Source organism: Vibrio sp. V04_P4A5T148 (assembly GCF_963875605.1).
Lineage (GTDB): Bacteria > Pseudomonadota > Gammaproteobacteria > Enterobacterales > Vibrionaceae > Vibrio > Vibrio anguillarum.
Genome location: NZ_CAWNMS010000027.1, coordinates 1 through 19,128, shown reverse-complemented (window position 1 = coordinate 19,128; position 19,128 = coordinate 1). Strand labels below are relative to the sequence as shown.

Here is a 19,128-nt window from a genome sequence, read left to right as displayed (position 1 = left end):
AATACCAATGAGATAGACGACTAAAAATAGGTCGTCTATTGTTGGCGATTGGTATACTATAATTCGACAGAATAAAATTAAACGTTAGGAGCATGACACAATGGGTCTGTTTGATAAACTTAAGAAGCTAGTATCTGACGACAGCTCAGATGCAGGTGCGATTGAAATTATTGCCCCTCTTTCAGGTGAAATCGTCAATATCGAAGATGTGCCAGATGTTGTTTTCGCTGAAAAAATTGTTGGTGATGGTATTGCGATTAAACCATCAGGCAACAAAATGGTAGCTCCAGTTAACGGCACTATCGGTAAGATTTTCGAAACTAACCACGCGTTTTCAATCGAGTCTGATGACGGTGTTGAGTTATTCGTTCACTTTGGTATCGACACAGTTGAGCTAAAAGGTGAAGGTTTTACTCGTATCGCTCAAGAAGGCCAATCGGTTAAAGCAGGCGATACTGTTATCGAATTCGACCTAGCGCTTCTTGAAGAGAAAGCAAAATCAACACTAACACCTGTTGTTATCTCTAACATGGACGAAATCAAAGAGCTGAACAAGCTTTCTGGCACCGTCGTTGTTGGTGAAACACCGGTTCTACGTGTAACTAAGTAATTCGTTAAAATTTTTATTACGTAAAAAACGCTGCTGATTTGCAGCGTTTTTTGTTTCTACAAAAACAGCTCAAATCGCACTACAAACCTAACGCGTATTTCAACAGTTTTTCCTTCACTGGGCCTGAATGTTCGGCCAACTTCAATACCGCGTTGCGCACCAACTTTGCAGGCAAAACCTCGTTGCTGAACGTTTTATAAAACAGATCCATTCCTGATTGCATCACTAAATTATCCGGCCTTCTGCGTGTTTCATAATTCCGTAATTGCGCTGGTGTTAAAGCTTCTTGATTTTGTGTCACAGCTAACAACGCTTTTACATCTTTAAACCCTAAATTCACCCCTTGCCCAGCCAGAGGGTTAATCGTGTGTGCTGAATCGCCAACCAAAACACATTGCCGTTTCGCATACGTCTGAGCATGACGACGAGTGAGGGGAAATGCCCCACACTGCAACACGTTAATATCGCCTAGTTCCTCAGGAAAAGAGGCCAACACTTGCTCCCTTAACTGCTGCTTGTTCATCGCACACAATTGGCGAATTCGTTTTGGTGAGTCATACCATACCAAAGAAGCTTGATTATCCGGCAAAGGAAGAAACGAGCGCGGGCCGGATGGAAAAAATTGCTGCCAAGTAATATCTTGCTGAGGTTGATGAGTTTCGACATTGATCAACATGCAATGGTGCCGATAATCCCACGCGGTAACACCAATTCCCGCCAGCTGCCGCACAAGAGAATTTGCACCATCCGCACCAATCACCCAAGTTGCAGTAAGAGTTGCGCCTGACTCTAAAAGCACGCTATTTTGTTGGCCAAACACAATGTGCTTGAGCTTATCAGGACAAAAAACCTGCAAATTCGGATAGTGCACAAATTGCCCCCACAATCCGATCTGAATAAGACGATTTTCGACCATATAACCCAGCTGAGGGAGGCCCAGTGCATCGCTATGAAAACGAGTACGGCACTCTGGGTGCTCCCAGGTTTCTAGGCGGCGATAAGGGCAAACACGCATTTGCATAATTTCATCCCATGCGCCTAAGTCAGTAAGTAACTGAACCGAAGTTTGCGAAATGGCAGAAACGCGCAGATCCATTGCTTGGTCTATTGTAAATGCTTCAGGCTCTATACCTTCGACCATAGCAACCGTGCGACCTTGCTTAGCAAAGCCTATAGCCACTGCCGCCCCAACCATGCCACCGCCAATCACCACCACGTCAAAATTGTTCATTGTTTACACTTAATCGTCTGAGTTTTGAGTCGATTTTCATTGTACGTTTTCAGCTCTTTTTTGCGAATTTTTTTACACAAAAACCCTGCACTTTCTATGGTGAAAATCTAGAGATGACGGAACATGCGAGAGATTTTATTGGATGACTAGTCAGTGACTTTTTAAAGCAGTACAATACGCGGCTTACCGCCGAGATGGCGGCTACAATTTGAGCATTAGTTCAACCAATTTAGACCAATAAGACGAGCGAAAGTGAGATGAGTAAGAAACTGCTAATTAAAACCTGGGGCTGCCAGATGAACGAATACGATTCATCAAAAATGGCCGACCTGCTTAACGCTGCAAACGGCTACGAGCTAACGGAAGAGCCAGAGGAAGCAGATGTATTATTACTTAACACCTGTTCGATCCGAGAAAAAGCACAAGAGAAAGTCTTTCACCAACTGGGTCGTTGGAAAACATTGAAAGATAAAAAACCAGGCGTCGTGATTGGCGTTGGCGGCTGTGTTGCAACCCAAGAAGGTGATCACATTCGTGAACGCGCTCCCTTTGTTGATGTTATTTTTGGCCCGCAGACCCTACACCGCTTGCCAGAAATGATAAAACAATCGCAAACCAACGATGCGCCAGTCATGGACATTTCGTTCCCAGAGATTGAAAAATTCGACCGTTTACCAGAACCAAAAGCAGACGGCGCAACTGCATTCGTCTCTATTATGGAAGGGTGTTCAAAATACTGCACTTACTGCGTAGTACCTTACACTCGCGGTGAAGAAGTCAGTCGCCCGATGGATGATGTGTTGTATGAAATCGCGCAACTCGCGGCGCAAGGTGTACGCGAAGTCAATCTTTTAGGACAAAACGTTAACGCATACCGTGGCCCTATGCACGATGGTGAAATCTGTTCATTTGCCAATCTGTTACGCTTAGTCGCCTCCATTGATGGCATTGATCGCATTCGATTCACCACCAGCCACCCACTCGAATTTACCGACGATATTATTGCCGTTTATGAAGACACACCTGAACTGGTGAGTTTCCTGCATCTTCCGGTACAAAGTGGTTCAGATCGAATCTTAACCATGATGAAGCGCCCACACACCGCGATTGAGTACAAATCCATTATTCGCAAACTGCGTAAGGCGCGCCCAGAGATCCAAATTAGTTCTGACTTTATTGTCGGTTTCCCCGGTGAAACAGATAAAGACTTTCAAGATACAATGAAGCTGATTAAAGACGTTGATTTTGATATGAGCTTCAGCTTTATCTTCTCCCCTCGCCCGGGTACGCCAGCCGCTGATTACCCATGTGATTTATCAGAAGACGCCAAAAAAGAGCGCTTATATGAACTGCAGCAAACAATCAACGCACAAGCGATGCGTTACTCACGTTTGATGTTAGGTACAGAACAACGCGTATTAGTCGAAGGCCCATCTAAGAAAAATCTAATGGAGCTTCGCGCCCGTACCGAAAATAACCGTGTCGTTAACTTTGAAGGCTCCGCCGATCTGATTGGCCAATTTGTCGATGTAAAAATTGTCGATGTGTTTGCCAACTCACTGCGTGGTGAACTTGTTCGCACTGAACAAGCGATGGATCTTCGCACCGTGATTTCACCAACGCAAATGATGGCGAAAACACGTCGAGAAAATGAGCTAGGGGTAGCCACTTTTACACCTTAGGTTTAAGCATAATGTCATACAGTGCTCGATCATAATCGGGCACTGTACCATGGCAAACTGAGAGGCAACATTGAGCAATAAAATTGTTACGCTAGAGATAGATCTAGAACCTTCAGACAACCGCCGTCTTGCTAGCCTGTGCGGTCCATTCGATGACAACATCAAACAATTAGAACGCCGTCTTGGTGTTGAAATTAATCACCGCAGCCAGTTTTTCACCATAGTCGGTAAACCACACACTGCCGCGGCTGCGTTGGATATTATCAAATCTTTGTACGTTAATACCTCACCCATACGTGGTCAAATTCCCGATATCGAACCAGAGCAAATTCATCTAGCCATCAAAGATTCAGGGATCCTTGAGCAGCCGTCTGAATCAAGTATTCAACATGGCAAAGAAGTCTTCATTAAGACCAAGAAAGGGCTGATAAAGCCGCGTACGCCTAACCAAGCTCAGTATCTCGTTAACATGGTGACGCACGACATCAGCTTTGGTATTGGCCCAGCAGGGACAGGTAAAACCTACTTAGCCGTTGCCGCTGCAGTTGATGCGCTAGAGCGCCAAGAAGTTCGTCGAATTTTGTTAACACGCCCGGCGGTTGAAGCAGGTGAAAAATTGGGCTTCCTACCCGGTGATTTAAGCCAAAAAGTCGACCCGTACCTACGACCGCTTTATGACGCGTTGTTTGAAATGCTTGGCTTTGAGCGAGTAGAAAAGCTCATTGAACGCAATGTGATTGAAGTTGCGCCACTCGCTTACATGCGCGGACGTACGCTCAACGATGCTTTTATTATTTTAGATGAAAGTCAAAACACTACCGTTGAACAAATGAAAATGTTCCTGACACGGATTGGGTTTAATTCAAGAGCCGTTATTACGGGTGATGTGACACAAATCGATTTGCCGCGTGGCGCTCGTTCAGGTCTTCGCCACGCCATTGAAGTGCTCAATGAAGTTGACGAAATCAGCTTCAACTTCTTTTTGTCTGATGATGTCGTACGTCATCCAGTGGTTGCTCGTATCGTCAACGCTTACGAAAAATGGGAAGCTCAGGACCAAAAAGAGCGTAAAGCTCAAGAGCAACGTCGTCGTGAAGAGCGAGAAGTCAAGCCTGTGGATGTTTCTACTGAAGTGAATACAGTAACCGCAACAAAAAACGTTGGTGAATAATGAGTATCGAACTAGATTTACAATTAGCGGTCAAAAATGAGCAAGGGTTACCTACTTTTGATGATATCAGCCATTGGTTAACTCACGCGGTGACCCCATTTCAGGAACAAGCGGAAGTCACTGTGCGAATTGTTGATTCCGAAGAGAGTCAACAGCTCAATCGCGATTACCGAGGAAAAGATAAGCCGACCAACGTGCTATCCTTCCCTTTTGAGATGCCTCCGGGCATAGAGTTGGATCTGCTCGGTGACCTTGTCATTTGCCGCCAAGTGGTGGAACAAGAAGCCGATGAGCAACAAAAACCGTTGATGGCACACTGGGCTCATATGGTTGTACACGGCAGTCTACATCTGCTAGGTTATGATCATATCGATGATGATGAAGCCGAAGAGATGGAATCTCTTGAAACTGAAATTCTGCAAAAAATGGGCTTTGAAGACCCGTATCTTGCTGAGAAGGAATAGCTCCAGACAATGAAGCTAGTACCGCTAAAGTCGGTACGATACGTGTGCTATCACACATCTGATAGCGAGGAAAATTAGAGAAACAATGAACGAAGATAACCCCCAGAATTCTGAAGGTCCGAGTAGAAAGTCCTTCTTTGAACGCCTAGGCCAATTATTTCAAGGTGATCCGAGAGATCGCCAAGAGCTTGTGGATGTGATCCGCGACTCTGAAATCAATGACCTTATCGACCATGACACAAGAGATATGCTTGAAGGTGTAATGGAGATTTCTGAGATGCGCGTGCGTGATATTATGATCCCACGCTCACAAATGGTCACTATCGATAAAAACGATGACTTGGATACCTTAATTGCGCTGATCACCGATGCTCAGCACTCACGTTATCCAGTGATCAGTGAAGATAAAGACCATGTTGAAGGCATTCTACTAGCGAAGGACTTACTCAAATATTTAGGTTCAGACAGTGCACCTTTTAACATTTTAGAAGTGATCCGACCGGCAGTCGTGGTACCAGAAAGTAAACGGGTTGATCGCTTATTGAAGGAGTTCCGAGAGGAGCGTTACCACATGGCGATCGTCGTGGATGAATTCGGTGGCGTGTCTGGCTTAGTGACCATTGAAGATATTTTGGAAGAGATCGTTGGCGACATTGAAGACGAGTTCGATGATGAAGAACAATTGGATATCCGTAAGCTCAGCAAACATACTTTTGCAGTTAAAGCGCTGACCACCATCGAAGAGTTTAACGAAACCTTTGGTACTAAGTTCAGCGATGAAGAAGTAGATACTGTAGGGGGATTGGTGATGACAGCCTTTGGCCACCTGCCAAGCCGTGGCGAAGTTGTAGAGATCGACAAATACAGCTTTAAAGTCACCGCAGCAGATAACCGCCGAGTGGTTCAACTGCAAGTCACTATTCCTGATCTTGAATCACTTCCAGTGATAGCAGAAGAGTGACATAACCCCACTCACATCAGCAGAATGAGATAGATGATTAAAGCACTTTTTCATCGCCTAATGCGGCCGCTTGCGGCCGCTTTTGTTGGCGCATTAACCCCACTCGCTTTTGCTCCTTATCAGTTTTGGCCGCTGGCCATACTCACCCCCATGTTGCTATTGTTGCTCATTAATCAGCAACCAGCTAAAAAAGCAGCATGGATCGGATACTGCTGGGGCTTAGGTTTTTTTGCTTTTGGCATCAGTTGGGTGCACGTCAGTATTGATACCTTTGGTGGTATGCCCAAAATTGCCAGCCTGTTCCTGATGTCATTACTGGTCGGTTATTTAGCCCTTTATTCTGGGCTTTTCACTGGCTTACTCAACCGTTTTTTCCGCCGTAACACTATCAGCCATTTTTTATTAGCCACCCCTGCGCTTTGGCTAATTACCGATTGGCTTCGAGGCTGGGTAATGACCGGCTTTCCTTGGTTATGGCTTGGTTATAGTCAAATTGATAGCCCGCTTGCCAGTTTCGCACCACTGGGAGGCGTTGAGCTGGTCACCTTCTTCACGCTCCTCTGTTCTAGCGCTCTAGCAATGACGTGGCTTAAGCGCTCTTGGATACTCGTGCTCATTCCTCTGACCATATTGGCGACGGGGTTTGGACTACGCAATTTCGATTGGGTCACTCTCGATCCCAGCACACAAACTCGCGTCGCACTGATTCAAGGTAATATTAAGCAAGCGGAAAAATGGCTTCCCAATCAGCGCTGGCCAACCATTATGGCCTACACCGATCTCAGTCGAGAAAACTGGGACGCAGATATTATCGTATGGCCAGAAGCGGCGATTCCCGCATTTGAATTCGAGATCCCTTCCTATTTGAGTAACTTAGATTCTGCGGCAAAAATGAACGACAGTGCAATTGTCACAGGCGTGCTCAACCAAAGCCCAGAGCGATCCTTTTACAACAGCATTCTGGTACTTGGCACCAACCCTTATGGCGACTACCGTTATAACTCTGACGCTCGCTACCATAAGCATCATTTATTGCCATTTGGTGAGTTTGTGCCATTTGAAGATTGGCTCAGGCCCATCGCACCCTTTTTCAACTTGCCGATGTCTTCATTTAGCCGTGGTGACTATATTCAACCGAATCTGATTGCCAAGGGGAGACACCTAGCCGCGGCACTGTGCTATGAAATCATCTTCAATGAACAAGTCAGAGCGAATGTCACTGATGAAACAGATTTTATCTTAACCCTCTCTAACGATGCGTGGTTTGGGCATTCAAATGGCCCATTGCAACATATGGAGATTGCTCGGATGAGAGCTTTAGAGCTGGGTAAACCGCTCATTCGTTCAACCAACAATGGTGTCACCGCCGTGACGGATCACAAAGGTAAAATAACGCAGCAGATCCCACAATTTGAAACAGCCGTATTGAAAGCAACCATCACGTCGACCAAAGGAGAGACGCCGTATCACGCTGTCGGCACTTGGCCGCTCTACGTCTGGGTGTTACTCAGTTTGATCGTCGGATGGACAAGACGTCACTCACCTCATTCTTAACCTCAAAAAGGCGCATTTCAGCGCCTTTTTGAGGTTTTCTATCAGCAACACTTAAGGTTTTAATGGCTGACGAGTAAAAGCCGTTTGCCCACATTGAATACAAGGCATAATTTCAGTTGGATGATTATACTGGGTTTTATGCCCACAATGGTCACACACTAACATTCCAAGGCCTATCATCTCCCCCGCCTGGTACAAACCTTGTCTTTCTAAATCTTGAAACAATTCCACCCATTCCACTTTTGTTTTATCGGTGATTTCAAAAAGCCCCTGCCAAATTGAATTGGTAATCATCAATGAAAATGGGCTGCTTCTGCTCTCTTCAAAACTATCCGCGAATTCTTTGAGATCCGCTTTTACATAGGCAGAAATAAGCGCTAATTCATCTTTGGTGAGATTATTGGCAGCATCAACAACCTTACCTGATGTTTGCAAAACTTGGGACATTTCATCAGGACTATGTTTGAGCGTTTCAATCACGTCATCCACAATCTCTTCGTAACTTGTTTTACGTTTTGGCATCACCCACCTCCATCAAACCAGATTGGCTATTGTTGTGTACCCCTGCTTTAGGTATTCTATGTCGATCTATTAGACTCTGTTCTAACCGAACTCACAAATTCCAAGATAACCGGATATCATCGATGCAAGAGCAATATAACCCGCAAGATATTGAACAAAAAGTTCAACAGCACTGGGATGACAACAAGACCTTTGTTGTAAGTGAAGACCCAAATAAAGAAAAATTCTACTGTCTTTCTATGTTCCCATACCCAAGTGGCCGACTGCACATGGGTCACGTGCGTAACTATACTATCGGTGATGTAGTCTCTCGTTTTCAACGTCTGCAAGGCAAGAACGTCATGCAACCCATTGGTTGGGACGCATTTGGCCTACCCGCTGAAAATGCGGCTGTAAAAAACAAAACGGCACCAGCGCCTTGGACCTACGAAAACATTCAGTACATGAAAAACCAGTTAAAACTGCTGGGTTTTGGCTACGATTGGAGCCGTGAATTCGCCACTTGCACGCCAGAATATTACCGCTGGGAACAAGAGTTCTTCACGAAGCTGTATCAAAAAGGCTTAGTCTACAAGAAAACCTCTTCCGTTAACTGGTGTCCAAACGACCAAACCGTTCTCGCTAACGAGCAAGTTGAAGATGGCTGCTGCTGGCGTTGTGATACACCAGTAGAACAAAAAGAGATCCCACAATGGTTTATTAAGATCACCGCGTACGCACAAGAACTGTTGGACGATTTAGAGAACTTAGAAGGTTGGCCTGAAATGGTCAAAACCATGCAGCGTAACTGGATTGGTCGCTCAGAAGGCGTAGAGCTCAAGTTTGGTGTCAACGGTCATTCAGATCTCGACGTCTATACCACTCGCCCTGATACCTTGATGGGTGTCACTTATGTGGGCATTGCGGCTGGTCATCCATTAGCGACCATTGCAGCGCAAAATAACCCTGCTTTAGCTTCTTTTATTGACGAATGTAAGAACACTAAAGTTGCAGAAGCTGAACTGGCGACCATGGAAAAGAAAGGCATGGATACAGGCTTAACGGCCATTCATCCTTTAAATGGTCGTGAAGTGCCTATTTATATCGCCAACTTTGTGCTGATGGATTACGGTACAGGCGCGGTGATGGCCGTACCTGCTCATGACCAACGTGATTTTGAGTTCGCCACCAAATATGGCCTAGACATCATTCCAGTCATCAAACCAGAAGATGGCTCTGAAGTCGATGTGTCTAGCGCTGCGTACACTGAAAAAGGAGTCCTGTTTGGTTCTGGCGAATTTGATGGTTTAGCCTTCCAAGCAGCATTTGATGCTATTGCAGCCAAGCTGGAGGCTGAAGGTAAAGGCAAGAAAACCGTTAATTTCCGTCTACGTGACTGGGGGGTTTCTCGCCAACGTTACTGGGGCGCGCCGATTCCTATGGTGACCACTGAAGATGGCCAAGTTCACCCAGTGCCAATTGATCAACTGCCCGTCATTCTACCAGAAGATGTTGTGATGGATGGTGTAACTAGCCCAATCAAAGCCGACAAAGAGTGGGCCAAAACCACCTTTAATGGCGAGCCTGCACTACGTGAAACCGATACCTTCGATACGTTTATGGAGTCGTCTTGGTATTACGCTCGTTACTGTTCACCACAAGCGGACGATATTTTAGACCCAGCGAAGGCAAACTACTGGTTACCAGTAGACCAATACATCGGTGGTATTGAGCATGCTTGTATGCACCTGCTCTACTCACGCTTCTTCCATAAGCTATTGCGTGATGCAGGCTATGTCACTTCAGATGAACCTTTCAAGCAACTACTTTGCCAAGGCATGGTATTGGCAGATGCGTTCTACCACACGAACGAGAAAGGCACCAAAGAGTGGGTAGCGCCAACTGACGTAAAAGTGGAACGCGACGGTAAAGGTCGCATCACTCAAGCCGTAGACAACCAAGGCCGCAACGTTGAGCACTCAGGCATGATCAAAATGTCTAAGTCGAAAAACAACGGTATCGACCCGCAAGAGATGGTTGATAAGTATGGCGCCGATACGGTTCGTCTATTCATGATGTTTGCCTCTCCGGCTGACATGACGCTTGAATGGCAAGAGTCTGGTGTAGAAGGTGCTAACCGCTTCCTAAAACGCGTCTGGAAACTGGTTGCAGAACATAGCGCTAAAGGTGTGGCTGAAGCGGTAGATAGCGCCTCTCTTACTGGTGAACAAAAAGCGCTGCGTCGTGATGTGCATAAAACCATCGCCAAAGTGACTGACGATATTGCACGCCGCCAGACGTTCAATACCGCCATTGCTGCGATTATGGAGTTGATGAATAAACTCACTAAAGCGTCACAAGAATCCGTGCAAGATCGGGCCATTCTCGACGAGGCTTTAAAAGCGGTTGTCAGCATGCTTTACCCAATCACTCCTCATATCAGCTTTGAACTGTGGAATGCACTGGGTGAGAGTGATGTAGATAATACCGTGTGGCCGACCTACGACGAATCCGCCCTAGTGGAAGATGAAAAACTGATCGTCCTACAAGTTAACGGAAAACTTCGTGGTAAGCTGACCGTAGCCGCTGATGCAAGTAAAGATCAGGTTGAAGCACTCGGTTTAGCAGACGAGAACGTCATGAAATTTACGGATGGCTTAACCGTTCGTAAAGTTATCTATGTACCAGGTAAGTTACTGAACATCGTTGCGAACTAATATCGCAGCCTAATGTCGTAATAACTGGTTTATCAACAGGGTAGCTCGCTGCCCTGTTGATTTATCTTAGCGTTCTTACCCACAGAGCTATAGAGCGCTAAGATAAGTCACCTAAATATATGAGAACTTAACCCCAATGCGCCAAATTTCGTCTTACTCTCTGAAATTATCGTTAATTGTTATTATGAGCAGCCTACTCTCCGCTTGCGGCTTTCATCTTCGTGGCGATTACTCCGTTCCTGAAGAACTCAATCGAGTCTCTGTCACCAGCTACGACCAATACAGTACCTTCACTCGTATGGTAAAAAATCAATTACGAATGAGTGACATTGAGATTGTTTCCCCCTCAGAGACGGTGCCAAACATCTATCTAATAAACGAGAGTGTTGGTGAACGGACGCTTTCGCTTTATCAAAATACTCGTGCTGCTGAATTGGAATTGACGTTCAACGCCTCCTATAGCGTCACCCTACCTGAAGTGGGGATAAAAACGTTTTCAACCAGTGTGACTCGTAGCTATCTTGATAACCCATTAACCGCTCTCGCCAAATCGGTAGAGCGAGACATGATTGAAGATGAGATGCGTAAACTAGCTGCAACTCAAATTCTACGCCAAATGGCACGTCTAAAAGCCGATATTGCAGCGAATGAACATCAACTTGAACAACAAGAAAATGAACAGCAGCAAACAGACCAGCAGGCCTATGAGATAAACACCGTGGAAAGTGAACCGTCACAATTCACGGCTCCTGCGACAAACTAAAGGCGAGTAATGAGAATATTTGCTGACAAGCTGGCCGATCACTTAAACAAGCCCTTGATGGGGCTTTACTTACTGTTTGGCAACGAACCGCTATTGCTGCAAGAATCACGCGTGGCGATAGAGAAAAAAGCATTAGAACAAGGATTTGAAGAACGCCATCGTTTCAGTGCCGATGCCCATTTAAACTGGGATCAAGTCTATGACTGCTGCCAAGCTTTAAGTTTATTTTCCAGCAAAAAAATCATTGAAATTGAATTACCTGAAACGGGTGCAAATGCAGCAACAGCAAAAGAGCTCGTCGCCCTAGGTCAATCGCTTCATCCTGACGTACTACTTGTGATCATCGGTGAGAAATTGACCAAAGCACAAGAAAGCACTAAATGGTTTAAGACACTCTCAAGCCTAGGATGTTGGGTGAGTTGCTTAACCCCGGACATCAGCAAACTGCCACAATTTGTCATGATGCGCTGCCGCGCATTGGGGCTAAAACCTGATCAAGAAGCAGTGCAGATGCTGGCGCAATGGCATGAAGGCAATCTGTTCGCACTATCTCAAAGCTTAGAAAAACTCGCGCTACTCTATCCAGATGGCTTACTGACGCTGATCCGCTTAGAAGAGTCATTAAGCCGACATAACCACTTCACCGTCTTTCACTGGGTCGATGCGCTGCTCGAAGGACAAGCGAATCGGTCACAACGTATTTTACGCCAGCTCATTACCGAAGGCACTGAGCCTGTGATTCTGATACGTAGCCTACAAAAAGAGCTGCTACTGCTGCTGCAAATGCATCAAGATTTAACCCAGATGCCGATTGGCTCAATCTTTGATAAGTACCGAATTTGGCAATCCAAGCGACCTTGGTACGCGGCAAGCTTAAAAAGACTATCGAGAGATAAACTCAAACAGCTGATTGCATTACTCACCCAAGCCGAAAGAGTAACTAAAACTCAGTATGAAACCTCAACTTGGCCAATATTGCAGCAAATCAGTGTTGAATTTTGCTTGCCACAGTCCGTTGTATCAAAGTTGGCTTGAAGGCGTGTTATACTCCGCGCCATTTTGTCAGTAACCAGACCAATTTTAAAAGGAGATGACGCTTGCAACACCACGAATTGAAAGACTTTCTTGCCGATAAAGCCGACGATATGAAAGCCATTGATATCAAAACCTTAGATGTTAAGGGAAAATCTAGCATCACCGATTACATGATCATTTGCACAGGCACATCAAAACGACATGTAGCCTCGATTGCCGAACATGTCGCAACTGAAGTCAAAAAAGTGGGCATGGAACCACTGGGTATGGATGGCGAAAGTGAAGGTGAATGGGTCGTGCTAGACATGGGCAGCAGCATGTTGCATGTTATGCAAGAAGAGCACCGTGATCTGTACCAGCTTGAAAAACTTTGGAGTTAAGTTTTGAAAATTCAGTTGATTGCCGTTGGTACCAAAATGCCGAAATGGGTAGAAGAAGGCTTTCAAGAGTACCGCCGACGTTTTCCACACGATATGCCGCTTGAATTAGTGGAGATACAAGCGGGCAAACGTGGCAAAAATGCGGATATTGCAAGAATTTTGCAAAAAGAAGGCGAAGCTATGCTCGCGGCCGTGCCAAAAAGCAATCGAATTGTTACTCTCGATATTCCAGGTAAGCGTTGGGATACCGAACAACTGGCGGAACAACTTGAAAGTTGGAAGCTCGATGCCCGTGATGTATCAATTTTAATTGGTGGCCCTGAAGGGCTTTCTCCTGCATGCAAAGCCGCCGCAGAGCAGAGCTGGTCGCTTTCGCCGTTGACACTTCCTCACCCTTTGGTTCGAGTGGTCATGGCAGAGAGTTTGTACCGCGCTTGGAGTATTACGGCTAATCACCCTTATCACCGAGAATAACTATTCATGTTACGTAAGCGTAGCCAAATTCGTGACTACCAATCAGAAGCTCGGCTGTTTCGCAACCGAGCAATTGTCTCTTTTATTGCGATCATCATGCTGGTGGGCGTTCTGCTTACCAATTTGTACCATATTCAAATTAACCAATATCAAGATTACAAAACGCGATCCAACGATAACCGAATCAAAATCGTCCCGATTGCGCCTAATCGAGGGTTAATTTATGACCGCAATGGTGTGCTACTAGCGGAAAACCGCCCAGTATTCAACTTAGAGATCACACCTGAGCAAGTGCGCGATATGGATGATACGATCACGCGCTTACAGCAATACCTGACCATCTCACCAGAAAAAATTGCCACCTTTGAAAAAGAGCGTCGTCAGACACGCCGGTTTAATTCAGTGCCGCTTTTGACACAGTTAACACCGGAAGAAGTGGCTATTTTTTCGGTCAATCAGCACAAGTTTCCCGGTGTATCAGTAAGCGCAAGCTTAAAGCGCTACTACCCCTATGGTGAAGTTCTCACTCATGTTATCGGTTATGTATCCAGAATCAATGACCGAGATATGGAACGTCTAGAACGCGAAGAGCGCTCAGCCAATTACCAAGCCACTCGTGATATTGGCAAACTGGGGATTGAACGCTTTTATGAGGATGTGTTGCACGGCACGGCTGGCTACCAAGAAGTTGAGGTCAATAGCAGAGGACGCATCATTCGCACCTTAAAATACGTCCCTCCCGTGGCAGGGAAAGACATTGTATTAAGCTTGGACATTGATCTGCAGCTTTATGTGCACAAGTTGTTGGATGGCCGTCGAGGTTCAATTGTAGTGCTCGATCCAAAAGATAACGGTGTCCTTACCATGGCATCAAGTCCAAGCTACGATCCAAACCCATTCGTACATGGTATTTCTAGCGCCGCCTACAACGAACTTCTCAATGACCCAGACCGCCCGTTGGTCAATCGAGCGACACTTGGTATTTACCCTCCCGGCTCAACGATTAAACCTTTTATTGCCGTCGCTGCACTTCAAGAAGGGGTTATAACCCCAACAACAACACGTAATGATCCTGGTTATTGGGTAATACCAAACTCCAAAACGCGGCCCTTCCGAGACTGGTTGCGCTGGGGACATGGTCGAGTGGACATTAATAAGGCACTCGAAGAGTCTGTCGATACCTTCTTTTACCAAATCGCCTACGACTTGGGTATTGATCGTCTCTCTAGTTGGATGATGAAATTTGGCTTTGGTGACTATACAGGTTTAGACATTTACGAAGAAGGCAAAGCGAACATGCCAACGCGTGAGTGGAAAATGGCACGTCACCGAACCCCTTGGTATCAAGGTGATACGATTCCGGTCGGCATTGGCCAAGGGTATTGGACATCAACACCGATGCAAATTGCCAAAGCGACTTCCGTGCTGGTTAATCACGGCAAAGTGATTGCGCCGCATTTATTGCGTTCGACGCTCAAAAATGGTGAAGAGTTTAGCAGGCAAGAGCTTTCAGAATTAGAAACTTCGCCACCGATCGAAGGGGTGCCGAAACGCTACTGGGACATCGCAATCAATGGCATGCGTCTTGTAAACCACGGCAAAAAAGGAACCGCACGGCGTTCATTTACCAATATGAAATATGTCAGCGCTGGAAAATCTGGAACTGCGCAAGTGTTTGGCTTGGCAGAAAACCAAGTGTATAAGGCCGATGAATTAGCCGAACACCTCCGTGACCATGCCCTATTCACAGGCTTTGCGCCTGTAGATGACCCGCAGCTTATTGTCACTCTGGTACTCGAAAACGCAGGGGGAGGTTCTGGCAATGGTGGACCCGTTGTTAGGAAAATATTTGACCGCGCCATTCTAGGTAAAGAGGCTGAAAAATAATGGAACTGGATCCTTCAACAGGACAAAATCGAGCGCTTTTTGAGCGTTTGCACATCGACTTGCCATTACTGCTGGGTATTTTGTTATTGATGGGGTTTGGGCTGGTCGTGATGTACAGCGCCAGCGGTCAGAGCTTAACTATGATGGATCGCCAAGCCATGCGCATGGTACTGGCTCTTGGTGTGATGATCTTTCTTGCTCAAATTTCCCCAAGAACTTATGAGTCTCTTGCACCCTTTATGTTTTTCTGTGGCGTACTGCTGTTGCTCGGCGTGCTGTTTTTTGGCGAATCGTCCAAGGGAGCTCAGCGCTGGTTAAATTTAGGCTTTGTTCGTTTTCAGCCCTCAGAATTGCTTAAACTCGCAGTGCCTCTCATGGTCGCTCGCTACATAGGGAAACGTTCTCTTCCACCCACCTTTAAAACCCTAGTCGTTTCGCTGTTAATGGTGTTTATCCCTACCGTGCTAATCGCGAAGCAGCCCGATCTTGGCACTTCAATATTGATTGCAGCCTCCGGCATTTTTGTCATTTTCTTATCTGGAATAAGCTGGCGAATCATTTTTTCTGCCGCCGTGGCTTTGGGTGGCTTCATACCTGTGCTTTGGTTCTTTCTGATGCGTGAATATCAAAAAACCCGAGTCAGAACACTTTTCAATCCGGAATCCGATCCACTCGGTGCAGGTTATCATATCATTCAGAGTAAAATAGCCATTGGGTCTGGAGGGTTGTCAGGAAAAGGATGGCTACACGGCACACAGTCGCAACTTGAATTCTTACCTGAGCGGCACACCGACTTCATTTTTGCCGTCATTGCTGAAGAGTGGGGCATGATTGGCATCTTGTGTTTACTCGCTATTTATCTTTTTATCATCGGACGTGGTCTATACCTCGCGAGCAACGCACAAACGGCTTTCGGCCGAATGATGGCTGGAAGTATTGTACTCAGCTTCTTTGTTTACGTTTTTGTAAATATAGGTATGGTCAGTGGTATTTTACCCGTGGTTGGTGTTCCCTTGGCTCTCATCAGCTATGGTGGCACATCCATGGTCACTCTCATGGCTGGCTTTGGCATACTGATGTCTATCCACACTCACCGAAAAGCATTTTCTAAGGCAACCTAAGCATGAGAAACTCCCTATTTATTTTTATATTAACGAGTCTATTTCTCATCGGTTGTAGCTCTTCAAGCCGCTATTCAATAACAGACGACGTGGCCCCTAATACGCCACTCTCGGTTGAGCATATTGAAGATGCACATCCGCAATACGAACCCTATAGTTTGGGCGGCAACAAGAATTACACTTTGAGAGGCATAAACTACACCATTGTCAAAGAGGCCAAAGGATTTACAGAGAAAGGCCAAGCCTCGTGGTATGGAAAAAAGTTTCATGGACATCTGACATCCAACGGTGAAATCTACGACATGTATTCGATGACGGCCGCCCATAAAACGTTGCCGTTACCCAGCTACGTTAAAGTAACGAATTTAGATAACAAAAAAACCGCGATCGTTCGGGTAAACGATCGCGGTCCCTTTCATGAGGGACGAATTATTGATTTAAGTTACGCTGCCGCTTACAAATTGGGTGTAGTTCAAACCGGGACTGCGAATGTGGCTATCGAAGTCATCACCATCGATAAACCCATCACGACGTCACCACAGAAAAAGAAGGTTCAATATCTCATCCAAGTTGCCTCTGCAAAATCAGAGCAAAGAATACGAACTTTATCCGAACAATTGAGTCAAACATTGACGGTTGAAAGCTTTGTAGACAGTGTGAATGGCAGTCATCGCGTATTTTTAGGGCCATTTAATGACGATGCCCTGACTCAACAAACGCTAGAAAAAGTTAAATTACTCGGTTACGAGACCGCCTTCATCAAAGCGCAACCCGTCACTCAGTGACTTATCAAATCCAGTGATCTTGATTCAAGCTCTGGTTTGATAGGTCGTTTCTGTTAAGATATGGACAGTTAATAAGATAATTTGCATTCCTCATGAAAAAACACACATTCTTAAAACCGATTCTAGCGTCTTCTATTGCGCTTTCTGCAACCTTTACTAGCTCAGTATTTTCTGCGCCTATCGTGATACCTGATGCTCCTCAGATTGCCGCTAAAGGCTATGTGTTGATGGACTACCATTCAGGTAAAGTGCTGGCAGAAAAAGAGATGAACACCAAACTTTCACCTGCAAGTTTGACGAAAATGATGACCAGCTACGTGATTGGCCAAGAACTTAAACGTGGCAATATCTCTCCACAAGATAAAGTGGTGGTCAGTAAAAATGCGTGGGCTAAAAACTTCCCTGACTCTTCTAAAATGTTTATTGAAGTCGGCACTACAGTTACCGTAGAAGAACTCAATAAAGGTATCATCATTCAGTCTGGTAATGACGCTTGCGTGGCGATGGCTGAACATATTGCTGGCTCAGAAGACGCTTTTGTTGACCTAATGAATGCGTGGGCAAGTTCACTAAAAATGAGCAATACGCACTTTGCTAACGTACACGGTCTAGATAACCCAAATCTCTATTCAACTCCATATGATATGGCGCTACTAGGCCAAGCATTGATTCGTGATGTACCAAACGAGTACCGTATTTATTCAGAGCAGAAATATACCTATAACGGGATTACCCAGTACAACCGAAATGGTTTACTGTGGGATAAAAGCATGAACGTAGATGGTATTAAAACCGGTCATACGAGTAATGCTGGGTACAGTTTAGTTAGCTCTGCAACGGAAGGGAAAATGCGCCTCGTTGCTGTGGTTATGGGGACCAAAGATGAAAATGCTCGTAAATCAGAAAGTAAAAAACTTCTGAGCTATGGCTTTAGATTCTTCGAAACCGTTGCGCCACACAAAGCAGGTGAAACATTCGTCGAAGAAAAAATCTGGATGGGTGACAAGGATAAAGTGGCGCTTGGTGTCAATGAAGATACTTACGTTACACTGCCTCGCGGTCAAGCGAAAGATCTCAGCGCAAGCTTTGTTCTTGAAAAAGAACTCAGAGCACCAATAAGCCAAGGTGATGTGGTCGGTAAGCTTTACTACCAGCTTGATGGCAAAGACGTGGCTGAATACCCTCTTTTGGCATTAGAAAATGTGGATGAAGGCAGCATATTTAGCCGTCTTTGGGACTACATTATATTGCTTTTCAAAGGGTTATTCTGATATCCCTTGTAGAAGATAAAACAAAGCCGCCTTACCGCGGCTTTGTGATTATTGAGTTCCATCAACATTCGCTGTAGTATTCGCCACCGCTAATCGAATTATCAACGGGAGTTTCCATTATGCTGACTATCAACTCTGATGCAAAACTCAAAGACTTACTCGAGTTTCCTTGTTCATTTACCTACAAGGTGATGGGCCACGCAAAGCCCGAACTTCCAGAGAAGGTTCTTGAAGTTATCCAACGTCACGCTCCAGGTGATTACAGCCCACGAGTTAAACCCAGTGCAAAAGGGACTTACCACTCCTTATCGATTAACATTACCGCCACCTCTATCGAACAAGTTGAAATACTGTACAAAGAGCTAGGCGAGATCGATATCGTACGTATGGTTCTGTAGCCCAAAAACCGTGATTGAGATGCCTAGCCTCTCATTTTTTGATTTATTCAATTTTTTTTGAAAGCAGCTTAGGCTGCTTTTTTAATATAAATCATATAGATAGCATATACCCCATCACACTAA

18 protein-coding genes are annotated in these 19,128 nt (G+C 45.4%); 16 read left to right on the top strand and 2 right to left on the bottom strand.

All coding sequences use genetic code 11. The features are described from left to right. The first annotated feature begins 100 nt into the window (after positions 1-100). The gene (crr, locus tag AACT18_RS05095) at positions 101-610 is read left to right on the top strand and encodes a PTS glucose transporter subunit IIA (protein ID WP_094124745.1); all 510 of its coding nucleotides are present in this window, start codon (positions 101-103) and stop codon (positions 608-610) included. Positions 611-689: 79 nt separating this feature from the next. Here crr and AACT18_RS05090 read toward each other — a convergent pair whose 3' ends face one another. Next, positions 690-1,841: a 2-octaprenyl-3-methyl-6-methoxy-1,4-benzoquinol hydroxylase gene (locus AACT18_RS05090; protein WP_094143148.1), complete on the bottom strand. Its 1,152-nt coding sequence runs from the start codon at positions 1,839-1,841 to the stop codon at positions 690-692. A 257-nt stretch (positions 1,842-2,098) separates the two neighbouring features. On the opposite strand from AACT18_RS05090, the gene miaB reads away from it, so the two are divergent. The 5 genes from miaB (at position 2,099) to lnt (ending at position 7,673) form a co-directional block, all read left to right on the top strand. Next, the gene (gene miaB, locus AACT18_RS05085) at positions 2,099-3,523 is read left to right on the top strand and encodes a tRNA (N6-isopentenyl adenosine(37)-C2)-methylthiotransferase MiaB (RefSeq protein WP_017048014.1); all 1,425 of its coding nucleotides are present in this window, start codon (positions 2,099-2,101) and stop codon (positions 3,521-3,523) included. A 70-nt stretch (positions 3,524-3,593) separates the two neighbouring features. After that, positions 3,594-4,694, top strand: coding sequence for a PhoH family protein (locus tag AACT18_RS05080; RefSeq protein ID WP_017048013.1), 1,101 nt, complete (start codon positions 3,594-3,596; stop codon positions 4,692-4,694). Continuing rightward, the gene (gene ybeY, locus AACT18_RS05075; protein ID WP_047689615.1) at positions 4,694-5,158 is read left to right on the top strand and encodes an rRNA maturation RNase YbeY; all 465 of its coding nucleotides are present in this window, start codon (positions 4,694-4,696) and stop codon (positions 5,156-5,158) included. The genes AACT18_RS05080 and ybeY overlap by 1 nt, the downstream gene beginning before the upstream one ends. A gap of 85 nt (positions 5,159-5,243) precedes the next feature. Further along, positions 5,244-6,119 (top strand): CNNM family magnesium/cobalt transport protein CorC, encoded by an 876-nt coding sequence (gene corC, locus AACT18_RS05070; RefSeq protein WP_010317353.1) that lies wholly within the window; start codon positions 5,244-5,246, stop codon positions 6,117-6,119. Positions 6,120-6,152: 33 nt separating this feature from the next. Continuing rightward, positions 6,153-7,673: an apolipoprotein N-acyltransferase gene (gene lnt / locus AACT18_RS05065; protein WP_088732071.1), complete on the top strand. Its 1,521-nt coding sequence runs from the start codon at positions 6,153-6,155 to the stop codon at positions 7,671-7,673. Between the two features lie 51 nt (positions 7,674-7,724). Here lnt and AACT18_RS05060 read toward each other — a convergent pair whose 3' ends face one another. After that, positions 7,725-8,195 carry a zinc ribbon-containing protein gene (locus AACT18_RS05060; RefSeq protein ID WP_029388304.1) on the bottom strand — a complete coding sequence of 157 codons (471 nt, stop codon included), beginning with the start codon at positions 8,193-8,195 and terminating at the stop codon, positions 7,725-7,727. 122 nt (positions 8,196-8,317) lie between these two features. On the opposite strand from AACT18_RS05060, the gene leuS reads away from it, so the two are divergent. The 10 genes from leuS to ybeD all read left to right on the top strand — a co-directional run bounded on the left by leuS (position 8,318) and on the right by ybeD (position 19,005). Next, positions 8,318-10,891 carry a leucine--tRNA ligase gene (leuS, locus tag AACT18_RS05055; protein WP_026028474.1) on the top strand — a complete coding sequence of 858 codons (2,574 nt, stop codon included), beginning with the start codon at positions 8,318-8,320 and terminating at the stop codon, positions 10,889-10,891. Positions 10,892-11,027: 136 nt separating this feature from the next. Beyond that, positions 11,028-11,654 carry an LPS-assembly lipoprotein LptE gene (locus AACT18_RS05050; protein ID WP_017045823.1) on the top strand — a complete coding sequence of 209 codons (627 nt, stop codon included), beginning with the start codon at positions 11,028-11,030 and terminating at the stop codon, positions 11,652-11,654. Between the two features lie 9 nt (positions 11,655-11,663). Then, complete coding sequence (gene holA / locus AACT18_RS05045) at positions 11,664-12,689, top strand: DNA polymerase III subunit delta (RefSeq protein ID WP_013857334.1); 1,026 nt, start codon at positions 11,664-11,666, stop codon at positions 12,687-12,689. Positions 12,690-12,751: 62 nt separating this feature from the next. Further along, positions 12,752-13,069, top strand: coding sequence for a ribosome silencing factor (rsfS, locus tag AACT18_RS05040; protein WP_013857335.1), 318 nt, complete (start codon positions 12,752-12,754; stop codon positions 13,067-13,069). Positions 13,070-13,072: 3 nt separating this feature from the next. Next, the gene (gene rlmH / locus AACT18_RS05035) at positions 13,073-13,543 is read left to right on the top strand and encodes a 23S rRNA (pseudouridine(1915)-N(3))-methyltransferase RlmH (protein ID WP_013857336.1); all 471 of its coding nucleotides are present in this window, start codon (positions 13,073-13,075) and stop codon (positions 13,541-13,543) included. 6 nt (positions 13,544-13,549) lie between these two features. Continuing rightward, positions 13,550-15,430, top strand: coding sequence for a penicillin-binding protein 2 (gene mrdA / locus AACT18_RS05030; protein ID WP_013857337.1), 1,881 nt, complete (start codon positions 13,550-13,552; stop codon positions 15,428-15,430). Further along, a complete protein-coding gene (gene rodA, locus AACT18_RS05025) occupies positions 15,430-16,551 on the top strand; it encodes a rod shape-determining protein RodA (protein ID WP_013857338.1) in 1,122 nt (373 codons plus the stop codon). The genes mrdA and rodA overlap by 1 nt, the downstream gene beginning before the upstream one ends. A gap of 2 nt (positions 16,552-16,553) precedes the next feature. Further along, complete coding sequence (locus AACT18_RS05020) at positions 16,554-17,336, top strand: septal ring lytic transglycosylase RlpA family protein (protein WP_017045827.1); 783 nt, start codon at positions 16,554-16,556, stop codon at positions 17,334-17,336. Positions 17,337-17,428: 92 nt separating this feature from the next. After that, positions 17,429-18,607, top strand: coding sequence for a serine hydrolase (locus AACT18_RS05015; RefSeq protein ID WP_017045828.1), 1,179 nt, complete (start codon positions 17,429-17,431; stop codon positions 18,605-18,607). Positions 18,608-18,726: 119 nt separating this feature from the next. Further along, positions 18,727-19,005: a DUF493 family protein YbeD gene (ybeD, locus tag AACT18_RS05010; RefSeq protein ID WP_010317329.1), complete on the top strand. Its 279-nt coding sequence runs from the start codon at positions 18,727-18,729 to the stop codon at positions 19,003-19,005. The last annotated feature ends 123 nt before the right edge of the window (positions 19,006-19,128 follow it).

What these genes read in the sequence shown, in the direction of transcription:
- leuS (WP_026028474.1), top strand. Translation starts at nt 8,318, where the DNA reads ATGCAAGAGCAATATAACCCGCAAGATATTGAACAAAAAGTTCAACAG.
- crr (WP_094124745.1), top strand. Translation starts at nt 101, where the DNA reads ATGGGTCTGTTTGATAAACTTAAGAAGCTAGTATCTGACGACAGCTCA.
- miaB (WP_017048014.1), top strand. Translation starts at nt 2,099, where the DNA reads ATGAGTAAGAAACTGCTAATTAAAACCTGGGGCTGCCAGATGAACGAA.
- AACT18_RS05090 (WP_094143148.1), bottom strand. Translation starts at nt 1,841, where the DNA reads ATGAACAATTTTGACGTGGTGGTGATTGGCGGTGGCATGGTTGGGGCG.
- AACT18_RS05015 (WP_017045828.1), top strand. Translation starts at nt 17,429, where the DNA reads ATGAAAAAACACACATTCTTAAAACCGATTCTAGCGTCTTCTATTGCG.
- AACT18_RS05060 (WP_029388304.1), bottom strand. Translation starts at nt 8,195, where the DNA reads ATGCCAAAACGTAAAACAAGTTACGAAGAGATTGTGGATGACGTGATT.
- holA (WP_013857334.1), top strand. Translation starts at nt 11,664, where the DNA reads ATGAGAATATTTGCTGACAAGCTGGCCGATCACTTAAACAAGCCCTTG.
- AACT18_RS05050 (WP_017045823.1), top strand. Translation starts at nt 11,028, where the DNA reads ATGCGCCAAATTTCGTCTTACTCTCTGAAATTATCGTTAATTGTTATT.
- mrdA (WP_013857337.1), top strand. Translation starts at nt 13,550, where the DNA reads ATGTTACGTAAGCGTAGCCAAATTCGTGACTACCAATCAGAAGCTCGG.
- rodA (WP_013857338.1), top strand. Translation starts at nt 15,430, where the DNA reads ATGGAACTGGATCCTTCAACAGGACAAAATCGAGCGCTTTTTGAGCGT.
- ybeD (WP_010317329.1), top strand. Translation starts at nt 18,727, where the DNA reads ATGCTGACTATCAACTCTGATGCAAAACTCAAAGACTTACTCGAGTTT.
- lnt (WP_088732071.1), top strand. Translation starts at nt 6,153, where the DNA reads ATGATTAAAGCACTTTTTCATCGCCTAATGCGGCCGCTTGCGGCCGCT.
- AACT18_RS05020 (WP_017045827.1), top strand. Translation starts at nt 16,554, where the DNA reads ATGAGAAACTCCCTATTTATTTTTATATTAACGAGTCTATTTCTCATC.
- corC (WP_010317353.1), top strand. Translation starts at nt 5,244, where the DNA reads ATGAACGAAGATAACCCCCAGAATTCTGAAGGTCCGAGTAGAAAGTCC.
- ybeY (WP_047689615.1), top strand. Translation starts at nt 4,694, where the DNA reads ATGAGTATCGAACTAGATTTACAATTAGCGGTCAAAAATGAGCAAGGG.